At 48.8% G+C, this 14,419-nt stretch carries 7 protein-coding genes; all 7 read right to left on the bottom strand.

Annotated elements, in window-relative coordinates:
- Positions 1-8: 8 nt before the first annotated feature.
- A complete protein-coding gene (locus I2F54_RS14565; RefSeq protein ID WP_195501631.1) occupies positions 9-2,597 on the bottom strand; it encodes a DUF4962 domain-containing protein in 2,589 nt (862 codons plus the stop codon).
- 208 nt (positions 2,598-2,805) lie between these two features.
- Positions 2,806-4,545, bottom strand: a complete 1,740-nt coding sequence (locus I2F54_RS14560; protein WP_195501629.1) for a DUF6562 domain-containing protein — start codon at positions 4,543-4,545, stop codon at positions 2,806-2,808.
- A gap of 51 nt (positions 4,546-4,596) precedes the next feature.
- Positions 4,597-5,652, bottom strand: coding sequence for a DUF6562 domain-containing protein (locus tag I2F54_RS14555; RefSeq protein ID WP_009123145.1), 1,056 nt, complete (start codon positions 5,650-5,652; stop codon positions 4,597-4,599).
- Between the two features lie 12 nt (positions 5,653-5,664).
- Complete coding sequence (locus I2F54_RS14550) at positions 5,665-6,408, bottom strand: DUF3575 domain-containing protein (protein WP_195501627.1); 744 nt, start codon at positions 6,406-6,408, stop codon at positions 5,665-5,667.
- Between the two features lie 294 nt (positions 6,409-6,702).
- On the bottom strand, positions 6,703-9,252 hold the full coding sequence (locus tag I2F54_RS14545) for a DUF4962 domain-containing protein (protein ID WP_195501626.1): 2,550 nt from the start codon (positions 9,250-9,252) through the stop codon (positions 6,703-6,705).
- 65 nt (positions 9,253-9,317) lie between these two features.
- Positions 9,318-10,982, bottom strand: coding sequence for a RagB/SusD family nutrient uptake outer membrane protein (locus I2F54_RS14540; protein WP_187366653.1), 1,665 nt, complete (start codon positions 10,980-10,982; stop codon positions 9,318-9,320).
- Positions 10,983-11,005: 23 nt separating this feature from the next.
- Positions 11,006-14,206, bottom strand: coding sequence for a SusC/RagA family TonB-linked outer membrane protein (locus tag I2F54_RS14535; protein WP_195501623.1), 3,201 nt, complete (start codon positions 14,204-14,206; stop codon positions 11,006-11,008).
- Positions 14,207-14,419 lie beyond the last annotated feature (213 nt).

Genomic DNA, 14,419 nt, shown 5'->3' with positions numbered 1-14,419 from the left:
TCTTGTTGTTAACGGGCTATACGGGTGGATGCGGGCAGCTGATCAATCACTTCTACAACTTTGTATTCACCGCCTGTTTCATCGTAAAGTAGAGACGACATGCTATGTTCTCTCGGGTAGAGTACACCGTTTAGTGTCGGGCTTTCTTTACCGTAACTGAAATGTACGGGATTATCCGAATGGATAATGTTGAGAGCGGCAGGTCTCGAGGCATCCAGTTCGACATTGATTGTCCATTTACCTACTGTCAGCGTGCCGCCTGTCTTACGGATGATTTGCGGAGCCGTGTTGCCGGCATTCACTTGTATTACGGCGAGAATACGGGTTTTATCTTCTCTTTCGATACGTGCCGTCATGTGCCACTGATTGGGATATGTTTCTCCCGCTTTCATGGTGGCGGGGTCGGGATTGACGAGAAACCGGTCGGTCAGCGACATGCTGACGGGGTTGTTGCAGAACAGTTGGGTCACGACAGTGTAGCCGGATTTATAATCGGCATGGTTGATTGTAAGTAACTCTTTGTTGAGAGACAATTGCGAGGGGCTGTGCAACAACCAGTCGTAGGTGACGGGTTCCGATGCTTCCAGTTCGTCGTAGATGAGGACGATACCTTCGGGATGTAGCATAAGTACATGGCGGCGGTATTTAGTAAGCGGTGTCTCGCCGAAGCCGTTTTCCGGGGTTTGCGTGATACCTGCCCGTTCAAAGGCTTGCACCCACATAGGGTCGTCCGAGATGCCGCAATAGGCTTTCGAGGCATCGCCCAGGCAGTAGGTGATGTGTGCGCCCTCAAGTGTGCGCATAATGTTGCCGTAGCCCCGGGTGGAATAGGGCTGGCCGATGCCGTTCACTAAAATGGTGTTGTGTGCCCGCGAGTGGCGGTAGGACATCAGGTTGTGGGCATCATTGAAGTTCAGGTAATAGCCCGAACTGCGATATATCTCTTTTCCTTTGAACAATAGGTTGAAGGCGTTTTGGCTTGATGTGGTGTGGCTGCCTGAACCGAAGGTACTGGAACGGAACGACAGGTTCACGTCTTTCTCCGTATCCGTCAGACAACTATGCATAGTGACTTCGCCTGTGTCTTCGTACCACACCATTTTGGCGGCATCGGCAGGCAGAGAGGTGTCGTAGCGGCGTGTGGAGCACATACGGTACAAGCGGAAGAGCCGGTCTCCCTGCATGGTATCGTCGCATTCCGAGGCATACCATCCGGCATAGGAGTCGTTCAGTTCGCGTGCCAGAAAGTCGGCAAAGGCGACGCGCTGCCGTGCGGGCTCATCGCCCTGCTCACTGCCGTCGCCAAAACCGCTGCTTTTGGAGTGGGGCGGCCAGGTGTAGACAAGCGAGCGGCCTGCGCTCTTGTACCACGGGTGTTGCAGGAAGTCGGTGCCTGTGACGTAGGAGAAGAGCATCGGCATGTAGTGCAGCGTTTCGAGGTTGGCATTGAAGTATCCACTGCCGTTGTGCCATACGCCATCGCGGTTGAAGCCCGAGGCTGGGGCACGTGCCGTCCACAGTTCGTAATAGTATTCCAGCATGGGAAGCACTTCGTCGGCATAGACAGTATTGTCGTACAGCAGCAAGGCGCACTGGAAAATTACGCGCATATTCTGCTGCCAGAAGTGGTTGTCGAAGATATGGTTTTCTTGTGTTCCGCAATGTTGGGGGTAGTACCAGCGAAGCACGCGCATCATCAACTTCTCGATGGCGGCGCGTTCGTCCGGTGTCAGCCGGTTATAGAGCTGGTCGTAGATACGGGCATAGCAGATGGCAATGTCGGTAGAGGCGAAGTTGGACGCGAACAGCAGTGCGTCGCTTACAGGGTAGGCAAGCATCTGCCGGAGCAGTCGGTACATGCAGTCGCTGTATTTGTCGTCCTGTGTCAGGTGCCAAGCGTCGTAGAGCGATTGCATGTGTATGCACAGTGTTCCGGTATTTTCGTTAGGGTTCATCGTGGTGTAGTCGGTATTGAGCGCGTCTTGTGCACGACCTGTCAGCATCTTGTATTCGCGGTGTGATTTTACGTTCAGGCGGGCAGTTTCTATCTTCGGGTCTAAATAGCAGTGGAGGCGCGGATAGCTGTGCGGCATACGGTTTTGGAATTCGCTGAAGGCGGGAGTGACGAATACGGGTGTTTCGTCCGGTACTTCAAAGTGATAGGGTTCGCTCCATTCGCCTTGAGGTGTACCGTGGGTGTCCGCTTGGCGGAAACGCCAGTACCAGATACCTGTTTCCAACTTGCGGTGAGGGTTGAAGATGCACCATTCATCGGCTTCGGAACGCATGGTTTCTGTGGTGTTGAAATCTTTGCTGCGTGAAAGTTCGAACAGCAGACGCTCACCTGTCTTCATACTTTGAGGTACGATGAGGGGGGGCGGGTTCAGATAGAGTTCGTTATCTATTTTGGGGTAAGGGGCGGTACGTATTTTGTCATGATAGGCATCGGAGAGTTCGGTTGTTTCTTCTCCTTCGGTGCCGGGCTCTTCGGAGGAAACGGACGGTACATCGTCGTGACAGGCGGAGAGCGAGAGTAACAGTACTGCAAGGCAGAGGTGAGCGGCATGGCGGCAGAGGGGGGAGAATGGTGTTTTCATATGGTTTTGTTAGGTGATTAATGTTTTCGTCTGCAAGTGCTTGCAGGAGGCTGCGGAACTGATGGGTACAAGATAAAGGTTTCTTATATTTTGAAACAACTTCATTCTGTACGGGGGTACTGATAGAACCCCGTCCCACACGCGTTCGTAGCTACGGCGGGTGAGACGGGGATGATTAATTATCTTGTTGTCAGTGGGCTGCAACTTCTTATTGTGCCTTGCTGATACCATCAAAGATAGTGAGGACGGGGCGGATAGTGTACTGACCGATATTCTCGGTACGGTAACCTATTTTGTTTCCGATAAGTTGTTCTTCTCCTACTGTTATTTGAGTATCTTCCTGTATTGATATAATAGCAAGCTGGTTTGTATTATCTTTTATAATGCTGCCTGATGTGAGAAGATAACTTGCACCGGAAGAGTTTTGGAATTTACTTTCGCCTCTGGCTGCCAGCCATGCAGTATATATGGCTGCTATCTGTGCAGGGAAAGGATACTCACCTGCTCCTTTATTTTGAAGTTGTACATTTTCTCCATTGAGAACTACACCAACTATATCCCTTGTTTGAGCAGCGGTAGGTATATACCATGTGCTAACGTTCTCGGTGGATGCTAAAACATTTTCTGTTTTCCATGCTTCGAGCGCGGTTAATACAGGGGAAGCATAGTCCGTAAATTGTGCCAAGAAGCTGTTGGATTGGGTTATTCCATATACGTCATCGCCAAAGATTTCAGTGGCCTCTTTCGTTCCGTTCAATGTCGGAAGTTCATCGTCTCCTTTTAATTTTGCACGGCTGGGACAGTCAATTGCGAACGCATAGCCTGCAATCGTTTTGCTTGTCATGTCAGTTCCATTAGCAGACTCGGTATAGTTACTTGCTGCATCGTTTACTGATTTGCCACCGTCTGTTACCAATTTCCACACGATAGCTACCGCTTGGTCTGAATATGTTTTGCTCCAAGTACCGTTTTTATTGATAAAATCACCTACTGCTAAAGCGTTCGGGTCTACCATGCCATCGGGGAAGATTACGTCTATTGAGGTATCTCCGTTTTTTTGTGGCTCTACAGTGGCTTCTACTACTGTGTTTCCGGTCAGCGTGATACTTGCACCGTTCAATTTGAGTTCTCCACTACTTGCGCTGCCGTCATCGTTCTTCAGTTCGAATGTGATGTCATTGCCTGTACCTAAGCTACCTTGGTTTAAGCCTGCAAACAGGTATACGCTGAACCATTTTCCGTTCTCAACAGTGAGTTCGGAAGAAGATATACTTGCATAGTTGTCTTTACCGGCATGTCCGGCAGTCTCTCCCGTCATTACGTTGAAACCGGTGGGAGCGGGTAAATCTTTTATTATGATTTTGGTGTACTCATCGTAAGCTGATTGACCGTCCTTGAATGTGATTTTAGTGAAAGGGCGCTTCATCGTGATTGATGCGAGTGACCCGTTTCCTGTGACAGGTTCCAGCGAGCAGGCGTAGAAAGCATCAGCTACATCGCCCTTGAACATCTCACTTCCGGCGTTGGCTGTATAGCTGATAGCTTTCAAGTCAGCCGTATTATAGATATTATCAGCGTCTGTGGCAACATCCGCCACTGTTCCTTTCACATAGTCCGCCCAGAAAAGGCATTTGTAAGCATCACTTGGTGCATTGAAAGTGAAAGTCACCTTCTCGCTTCCTGCTGCAACTTCCTGTACATATCTTCCGTCTGTAATGTCGCTGTTGTCGCTTGATTTCACTAATTGCAGAATGCAGCGCAGTTTATATCCGTCGGGGATAGTGGGTGCTACACGTGTCACAGGATCGTTCACCGGAATATTTACCGCTATCGATACAGTACCACCTCCTGTCTGGTCTTTACTTGAGATAATTTCATCCTGGCTGCATGAAGCTGCTATCAACCCCATTACGAATGCCATTGCTGTGAATAAGAAATTCTTTTTCATAATCAATGTGATATTAGTTGGTTAATAAATTTCATTATATAGTTAGTTTGGTTACTTAGTGGGATATACGGGAACCACAATCTCGTCTTCTCCGTCGAAGTCGGGATTGAAATCGATACCGCCATTAGGATCGGCCGTGAGGAAACCGTAGGTAACGGTAGTATTCTTGCCTGCCCATCCGGTGACATTGAAAGTGGCGGATGCCACTATCTTTTTATTGACTTCGATTTCCACCGTCACAGGGATGCGTGTCAGGGCATCGGGATCGGCAAATACGTAGTCGAAGGTTAGCGGATAGGTAGTTTGGTCTTTCAAGGCACTGTTCTTTATGGTACGTTCCTGCTGTAGGAACATCAGCCCGTGGCGGGGTATACGCTCCAGTACGTTATAGCCCATTTTGAGGTAAGATATATATTTGACGCGTACTATGAAGTTGTCACCTTTCAGCTTGCCGTCGCTAAAGAGCTTCAGGAACTTCTGTACATCGTTTGCCACAAGTTGGTAGCGCATAACAGGACGTGTCAATTCCATGTCGAGCGACACCTGGGTATTCCACTTGTCACGATACTCTTCAAGGTCCAGTTGCGCCATACCGCAGAAAGCATCTTTGTATTCGTTGTTGCTACGGTAACTTTCGCTGCCGTATACGGTGAGCAGAAAGTTGTCAGTGGGATTGTAAAAGTAGTCTTCCGTTCCGGTAATATCGTTTTCTTCATTAGGCATTTGCACATAATCGCTCCATACGGCTATCTCGTAATTGCGTGCATGGAGTTTCATATTGACGGGGATAGTCAACTCATCACGTCCGTTGGCAATGTCCTGATAAATCACCTGACGCGCCACGCATATACGGTTCAAGTAAGCGTCGATGATGAATCGGTGGCGGTATTGAGGGGATTCTCCGGCTTCGGGACGGAGCAAGGCCTCGCCGCCTTCTTCGGCGGCAGGCATCTTGAGGTTGAGTTTTAGTTTGGCATTCAGCGTCACGGATGTAGGGTCTATGCCTATTTCTCCGTCTTCGGTCATCACTGGGTGTTCGTACAAACAACCTGTCATCAAGGCAGGCAACAGCAAGTACAGTAGATATGTAGTGAGTTTCTTTTTCATGGTTCTTCCTTTTTAAAAACGATAAACTAATGAGAGGCCTGCGCGAGTGATGCCCCAGTAATGACGGATACGGGTGTTGAGCCAGGCTCCGTTCTCTATATTATAGAAAGTATCGTACTTCATATTGGCATAACCGGCTCCGATATTGAATTCGACTCCCCAATGGGCAGAGAGGTCTGCTTTGTAACCGTAGCTGATACCGGCTCCGGCAAGGGGGCGTTTGGCTGTCTGGTAACGGTTGTCTTCCCATTTGGCATTGAACCATGCCAGGTGAGTGTGCAGTCCGAAGAAATGTCCCGTTCCTGCTTTTTTCAGCCACCAACGTCCTTCGGGCTGTAAAGCTATGCCACGGATGGCGTGCTCACGTTCAATATCGCTGATACTCCACATTATCGGGAAATCTATGGTGATGTGTTTGTGTAGTTGTACTTCCAGGGCAAGGTTCTGCACGGCAAGCGCATCGAAAGGAACGTTGGTCTTCAGTGCGATGTAACGACTGTTGTTGACTTTCTTGACAGGCTGTACTTTACGTTTTTTGTCGTTTTTTGGAGCGGCTTTAACTTTGGCGGATGTCTGTTTTTTGGAGGTTGGCGTCGCCGTTTTGGAGGCGGCCTTTTGTTCTTTGACAACCGGCTTGTTGATGACGGTTTTCTTGTTGATAACCGTCTTCTTTGTATCTTGTGCCCAAGTGGCTGAAACCATTGTGAGGCATAGTATCAAGATTACTCGTCTTAATAAATAGGTATTCAGTTTCATATACTGGTATTGTTCATAGTTTATAACTGTGTTTTTCAGTCGCTATGCTTTTCGTTACTTTTCCTGTTGACAAATGTATATGTTCCGCAGAAAAAAGGGTTTCTGTTTTGTTTACTCTTCGTTCGAAACCGGCGAATTAGCTTACAATTCTGTTTAGAAGCCTTTCAGTATTGTGCATACTGAAGGGCTTACATATATATAGCATGATTTCTTACTGTTTCGGGATAAAACGCGATGCCGAAGCGTGTTCGGGCAGGGGGCCGTTTCATCCATGCTTCCGGTATTTCATTATCATTACGGTTGGTCATGATGTAGTTTCCCTGTTGGCATAGGTTCTATATCGGACATTTCATGAATGGTCCATTTACCGTCCATTACATCGAATAGCACGGAAGTGCCCGGTTCGCGTTTGTAGTCCTCACCTTCAATCTGGAGTGTTTTATTACCTAAGCTGAAGAGAACGCCGGTTTTAGGATCACGTATCAGCAGTTCGGCAGGTTGTGAAGGATCCAGTTGGGCTCTGAGCTTCCACTTTCCGGCAAGGACGAAGTCATTGGGATTGCCGTTCTTATCGTGTATTACGTTAAGGGGCTTGGCTCCGTCGGGTTGCAGGGTGATGACGGTAAGAATCCGATTGGCGGCACTCTTTTCGTAGGCGGCGGTCATGTGCCATTGATTGGGATATTCCCGGCCTTTGCGCATCTTCTTGGGGTCGGGAGCCGAGAAGAATCGGTCTGTCTGCGACAGTTTGCAGTCGGAGTTGCTGAATATCCGGGCGATAGAGGTGAACTTCTTCTCGGGATAGTAGGTGGTGAGAATCTTGTCCTTGCCGTTCTCATCGAACTTGAATTGTACGGGACTGTGAAGCAGCCAGTCCCAGCGTACGGGTTTGCCGGCTTCCAGCTCGTCGTAGATGACCACGATGTTGGGGTGCAGCAACAGGATGTGGCGGCGATACTTTTTTAGCGGTGTTTCGCCGAAGCCGTTGGCTACGGATTCCTCTACTTTTGCATTCTTGAAGTTCTTTTGCCACATAGGATAGTCCGTCAGGCCGCAATATGCGTTCGAGGCGTCACCGCAGGCATAAGAGATGTTTTCTCCCGACAACATGCGTACCAGCTTTCCGTAGGCGCGGGTTGTGAAAGGTTGTCCGATGCCGTCCACTAAAATAGTGTTATGGGCGCGGGTATGGCGGTAGGACAGCAGGTTGTGCGGGTCGCTGAAGTGCAGGTAATAGCCGGTGGAGCGGTATACGGGTACTCCGCGAAAGTGCAGGTTGAAGCTGTTTTGGTCGGAAAGCGTATGGCTGCCCGAACCGAACGGACTGGAGCGGAAACTGAGGAAAGTGTTCTCCCGATAACGCTTGAGGTTGCTATGTGCCAGCATCTCTCCGGTATCTTGCATCCACAGGGCTTTGGGGGCATCTTCGGGAAGTGGTGTGCCGGCAGGGTACATTTTGTCTGCACTGGCTATACGGTAGATACGCATATCCATATCGGCTGTCGCGGTCTTGTTTTCATTGCAATACCAGATAGCGTAAGGATCTCCGGTTTCGCGGGCGATGTAGTCTGCCAGAGCCGCGCGCTGGCGGGATACGTAGTTGAAACTTTCGTTACCGTCACCGAAGCCGGCGCTCATGCTCCGGGGAGGCCAGGCATAGACAAGCGCTTTGCCCAGGTTTTTGTAAAAAGGGTGTTGCAGGAAGTCGGTGCCTGTGACGTAGGACATCAGCGAGGGAACGTACCACAAGGTTTTCACGTTAGAATGGAAGTAGCCCTGTCCGTTGTGCCATTCGCCGTCGCGGTTGAAGCCGGATGCCGGGGCGCGGGTAGTCCAGAGCTCGTAGCAGTATTCCAGTATTTCTTTGGCCGTATCGTTCTTGTCGGCAAACATCAGGCCTATCTGCAACATCTCACGGTAGGCACGCTGCCAATAGTGGTTGTCGAAAATATGGTTTTCTACCCTTCCTTTACGTTGTACGTTGTGGTGATATTTGGCAATTTGAAAGGTGAGGTCTTCTATTTTCTGGAGCTCTTCCCGGTTCAATCGGTCGTGGCAGGCATCGTAGGTGTGGGTGAGGAGGAACAGTACATCACCGCAGTAGAAGTCATTAATCAGTTTCGGGTCGGGGGTGCTTGCCAGCAAAGCGCGTGTGTATGCCAGCATTTTGTCGGCATATCTCTGCTCGCCTGTGGCACGATAGGCGGTATAGAGCTGGTTGGCGTCCTGCCCCATCAAATTGGCCGCTTTATAGGGGGTGGGATGGGTCTCGTAGTTATTGTTCAAGGCTCTTTGGGCTCTGTTTGTAAGGTCTTTGTACTCCGGGCTTGTCTGGATATTCCCTTTCGCTTTCTTCAGTCCCCCTTCCAAAAAGCAATATATACGCGGGTAACCTTTCGGCATGTTTTTCATAAAGGCGTCGAAGGTAGGGGTCACGAATTGTGGGATATCTTCGCTGACACTGAAGTTATAGGTAGCGCTCCATTCACCCGCTTTCCCGGCTTTGTCTACCGAGCGGAAACGCCAGTACCAGGTGCCGTTCTCCAACACACGGTGCGGATTGAACATACACCAGGCAAGGGGCTTGGATTGTAGGGTCTTTCCTTTAGGAAAAGTCTGTTCTTGTGACAGTTGAAATTCCAAATAGTCCGCCTTGCGCATCTCCACCGGTACTATCAGTGGAGAAGGATTCAGGTAAAGCGGATTGTCTTGCTGGGGGTAGGGTGTGACACGTACATTCTCGTGCACTCGCTCTAAACCGGTTTTCTGTGCCAGTGCCGCCGGCGTTATAGCCAATGCGAACAGAAGCAGCAGTGTCCATTGGCGGATGAATTGTTTCTTCATGACGTTATGATTTGTAGTTTTTGATTTATGATTTCTCGACTTATGACTTTCAACTTCCGGTTTCTTTAGTATCCCGGGTTATTCTTACCGTTCAGAGTATAGTTGACCTGCATTTCGTCTTCCGGAATAGGGAAAAGCTCGTGCTTACCACTCTGAAAGTTGTTTCCGGCAGGGAAAGGTGTATTCCTATCGGTATTGACACTGGTTTGGCTACCTATCAACTGCAATGCCTCTTTCAAGATGCCCCAACGGATAAGGTCGTATTTGCGTACCCCTTCGCAGGCAAGTTCAAAAGCGCGTTCCCAATAGAGAACGGTACGTATTTTTCCGGCTTCGTTGGAGTCGTCTATGAAATCGAGGTTTAATACCTGCGGGGCTTTCATCAGTTCGTTGTAATTGCCGGCATTTAATTTCGTGGCTTTTGCACGGTCACGTACCCTGTTGATCAGTTCCCAAGCTTTGGCTGTTTCTCCCAGTTCGTTGTACGCTTCAGCGGCCGATAATACTACTTCGGCATAACGTATGTAGCAGAAGTTGACATCGGTCGCATTCAGCTCATCGTATCCCAAAGGCATCCATTCACGTCTCCATTTGCCTACAAATGCATAGCCGGAAATATCTTTCTTGACATGTGTATGCTTTTCTTTGTCCCAGTTCCAAACGTGTGTGGCAACCATAACCTCACGGCGCTGGTCTGTCGCTTCATAGAAGTTGCCCCATTCGGGCAGGCAACGGTATTGTACGGAGGCGCGTCCCATGACATTGTTCTTTTCATTGCCGGAAACGATGGCTTGCGCTACTTGTACGCCTATGATTGAGCCGAGGCTGCCTTTGCGGTTGGGATATTGGAAAGCTATCTCGAACAGGCTTTCTTTATTATTCAGTATTTCACCGGAAAAACTCTTGAATAGGGCTTCATAACTGTTAGCGTCGTCTTCGTAGAATCCGTGGAACTTTCCTTCTTCTTGAAAGGCTTTCCATTCTTCTATAATCGCTTTGAAGTATTCCTGACGTTTGTCGTTGTCGGGACGTTTCAGTGTACCGTCCATTTGGAGGCTGTAACCGGTACGTTGCAGCAGCACACGCATCAGCAATGCTCTTGCTGCCCCTTGTGTGGCACGTTCCGGTGAGGATGAGGCAGTACCCCACGCCAGATGTTGCTTGGCAAAGGTCAGGTCGCTGATTATCCGGTCATAAATTAACTCACGGTCGGTACGGGGTTTGTAAGTGGCTTCGTAGCTCTTGCTGTATTCGGTTGCGTAGGGTACGTCTCCCCACATACGCACCAGGTCGAAAGAAACCATGGCACGTATGAACATGGCTTCCGCTACATAAGACTGTAATATTTCATTGTTCCGGTATCCGTCCATCCCCTGAATGCCTTCAATCGTATAGTTGGCACGGTTCAGGGTTTTGTACTTGGCCTTCCAGGCGGTGTTGACAATCTGATTGGCGGGAGTCATGATGTAACTGAAGATGGCATCTTTGGCATTGTCGTTCTGTACACGGGTGGAGTAGTAAATATCGTCCGACCCCCAAAGATTGTAGTCCTCGGTCAACCCTTCATAGGTACCGATTACTGCCATTTCGGCATTTTCTTCTCTGATGAAATATCCGTCCTTTTCGTAGGTGTTTTCCGGTTTTTCCGTAAGCATATCGGTACAGGCGGATATGGATATGGCTCCCATAAAGAGCATGCTTGAAAAATATAGGTATTTAATTCGTTTCATATCGGCATTTGTTTTTATAAGATTTATAGGGTAAGGTTGAATCCCAGAACGAAGGAACGGCTACGTGGATAGGAACCGAAGTCGACACCGCGCGTCAGGCCGTTACCTGATACGGATGTTTCGGGATCGAATCCGCTGTAAGGAGTCCATACAAAGAGGTTGCTGGCTGTGAAGTAGAGGCGCAACCGCTGGATGGAAAGTTGCCTGATGAGCTTTTTGGGGAAGGCATACCCCAGGGAGATATTCTTCAAGCGCAGGAAAGAGGCATCTTCCACTGCCCAGGAGTGGATGTATTTGTCTCCCTGCTCCATATCGTATACGCTGGCTATGGTACGTCCGGCATTGACGGCTGCCAGTTGGGCAGGGTCGGTTATCAGTTCGCCTGTCTGTTTGTTGATGTATGTCCAGCGGCTGTCTATATCACAGATGCCCAACACATTGTAGTTTCTTTTGCCGCTTTGGGTATTGGAAAGCTTGGTGGCGTTCAGAATCTCGCCGCCATAGCTGAAGTTGAAGAAGATATTCAAATCGAAATCCTTGTATCTGAATGTATTGTTGATACCTCCGTAAAAGTCGGGGGTGGCATTGCCGATAACGGTTTTGTCTTTCTCGTCGACCACTCCCTTGCTGTCGCCTGTGTCATCGAGGTTGGCGAACTTCCAATCGCCGGGACGCACACTGTTGCGGTCGCTTCCTTTATAGGGAATACCTTCTTTCAGGGTATATTTTTGAGTATCGGGGTCATAGTCGAATTCATCCACTTGATAGAGACCGATGGTTTTGTAACCGTAGAATTGTCCGATGGCTTTGCCTACCTCAATCTTGTGAGTCTTCTGTTGCCAACCGAAAGCGTACTCTTCGTAAAAATAGTCTTCACCCGAGAGCGCGCGAATCGTGTTCTTGTTATATGAGATGTTGAAATCCGTTTTCCATGAAAACTTTTTCCGCTGTATGTTGAAAGAGCTTATGGCAAGGTCGAAACCTATATTCTGCGTTTCGCCCACATTACGTATCATATTGGTGAAACCGGAAGAGGATGGAACGCGTGAGTTCAGCAGCAAATGGTCGCTGCGGTTCAGATAGAACTCCGGTGTGACGATGAGGCGTTGGGCAAGGAAACCCATGTCCAAACCGATGTTCAGCGTCTTATTGGCTTCCCATTGCAGGTCGATGCTGGGGATGCCTGAAGGAACATAACCTGTAATGATGTCAGAGCCATTGGGGTATTTTACGGAGTCCAGAGTTTCCAGTGACATGAAGTCGCCGATGCGGTTGTTTCCGGCAAGACCGTAACCGATACGCAGTTTCAAGTCGGAGAAGATGTTCAGCTTCTTGATGAAAGGTTCTTCCGCCATACGCCAGGCTCCTGATACGGATGGGAAGACGCCCCATTTGTGTCCGGAACTGAACTTGGAAGAGCCGTCGGCACGCAAGGTGGCTGTGAACAGGTACTTATCTTTGAAGTTATAGTTGGCACGTGTAAAGAAAGAAATCATTCGGTTGCTGTTGACATAGCTTGAGGAGATGGAAGTGGGAACACCTGCGCCCATGTCGTTCAATCCCAAGTCGTCGTTGGTAAACTGGTAGGCATCCGCACGGAGCGATTTGCTCCAGCTGCCTATCCATTCCTGACCGAGCATCAAAGTGAGGCGGTGCTTTTTCTTATAGGAATTATTAAAGGTAAGTACATTGGAGGTTTGGAAGCTGTTACTTTCAGAATATTGTATGTATCCGCCGATACTGGAACGTTTGGCGATAGCGGACAAGTCACCGTTGAACTGGTCGTTGCGGTTCAGCTGGTAGCGGGTACCGATGGTATTGCGAAAACTCAGTTTCTTTGAAAAGTTGAATGTGAATCCGCCATTGGCTTGCAGGCTGCGGGTAAAGCGCGTTCTGGCTTCTTCCTGTGCTGAGATGATGGGGTTCTGCATCGGGTTGTCCTGTTCATCCTCGAACATGGGGTCTTCACCGGAGAGCAAGTCCGTATCGGTACCTTTAATACCGCTCATGGGACGGTATTGGAGGATATGTTCCATCTTATTGAAACGCGTACTTTGTCCCGAAGTACCCATACCGTAGGTTTTGCCTTGGTTGTAATTGAAACGGGCGTTTGCCTGAAAGCGTGACGAGGCCTTGTGAGAGATATTGAAAGATATGTTATGACGGTAATTACCGCTGTATACCATGGCTCCCAACTCTTTGAAGTAGTTGTAACTCATGCCGTATTTCAGTTCTTTAGTACCTCCGGATATATTAACGCGATAGTTTTGAGAAGTGGTGATACGTCCTAACGCTTCTTCCTGCCAGTCGATACCTTCGCGGTTGGCATAGTTTTCGTCGATGTCTTGGAAAGAACCGTAACGGTTTTGGAAACCGGTCACCCCTTTGCTGCCGTCCAAAACATAGTTGCGTTCATAGTCGAGCAGTGCAAACTCTTTGGGAGACAGTACATCCAACTTTCTGGCTATTTTACTGACACCTATATAACTGTCGAAGCTGACGTTCATCTTGCTTGTGTCTTTGGGCCCTTTCTTGGTCGTGATTACTACTACACCGTTGGCGCCGCGCGCACCGTAGATAGCGGTGGAAGAAGCGTCTTTCAGGATGTCGATGCTTTCAATTTCTCCAGGGTCGAGGCCGGACATACCGTCTTCGCTGGGATAACCGTCAATGACGTAGAGCGGTTCGTTGCTTTGAGTCATGGAGATGCCACCGCGTACATTAATGGAAATAGAGGAACCAGGACCGCCTTCACTTTGTGAGATTTGTACACCCGCCACACGTCCTGCCAGAGCTTGCGCCACGTCGGAAGTGGGAGTTTGCATCAAATCCTCGCTTTTTACCGATACGACGGAACCGGTAAGGTCGCTGCGCTTGGATGTACCGTAACCGATGACAACTACTTCGTCGAGCAATTTACTGTCCGATTGCAGCGTTACGTCAATCCGTTTTTTCCCCTTTACATGTACTTCCTGGGTTCTCATTCCGATGAACGAAAAGACAAGGATATCTTTGGACGGATTGTTTACTTTCAGCGTATATTGTCCGTTTAAATCGGTAATGGTACCGACACCCGCGCTTCCTTTGACTGAGATGTTGGCGCCGATTACTTCCAATCCTTCTTCATCTATGACTTTTCCGGTGACGTTGATACTTTGCGCATACGTGCCTAAGGTTATGAAGAGGCACGATGTCAACAGGAGAATCTTTCGAATGTTTTCCATATTTAGAATCTTATAGTATTATGTTTGTAATCACTGATTTTCCGGTTGCTAAATTATGCCTTTTCTCCATACAGGACTTTTCCCCATGTATTTTGATGTTATCGGTATGTTGATTTAACTTTCAGTTTTGTGCATCCGGCTTTCATTTCTGTACAAACAGGGGAATATATATGGTATAAGCAACAGAAAGCCCTTTTCCAAGACTCGGAAAAG

It is taken from the genome of Bacteroides clarus, assembly GCF_015555825.1.
Taxonomy (GTDB): domain Bacteria; phylum Bacteroidota; class Bacteroidia; order Bacteroidales; family Bacteroidaceae; genus Bacteroides; species Bacteroides clarus.
The sequence above is the reverse complement of the archived record's forward strand: the minus strand, read 5'-3'. Positions and strand labels throughout refer to the sequence as shown.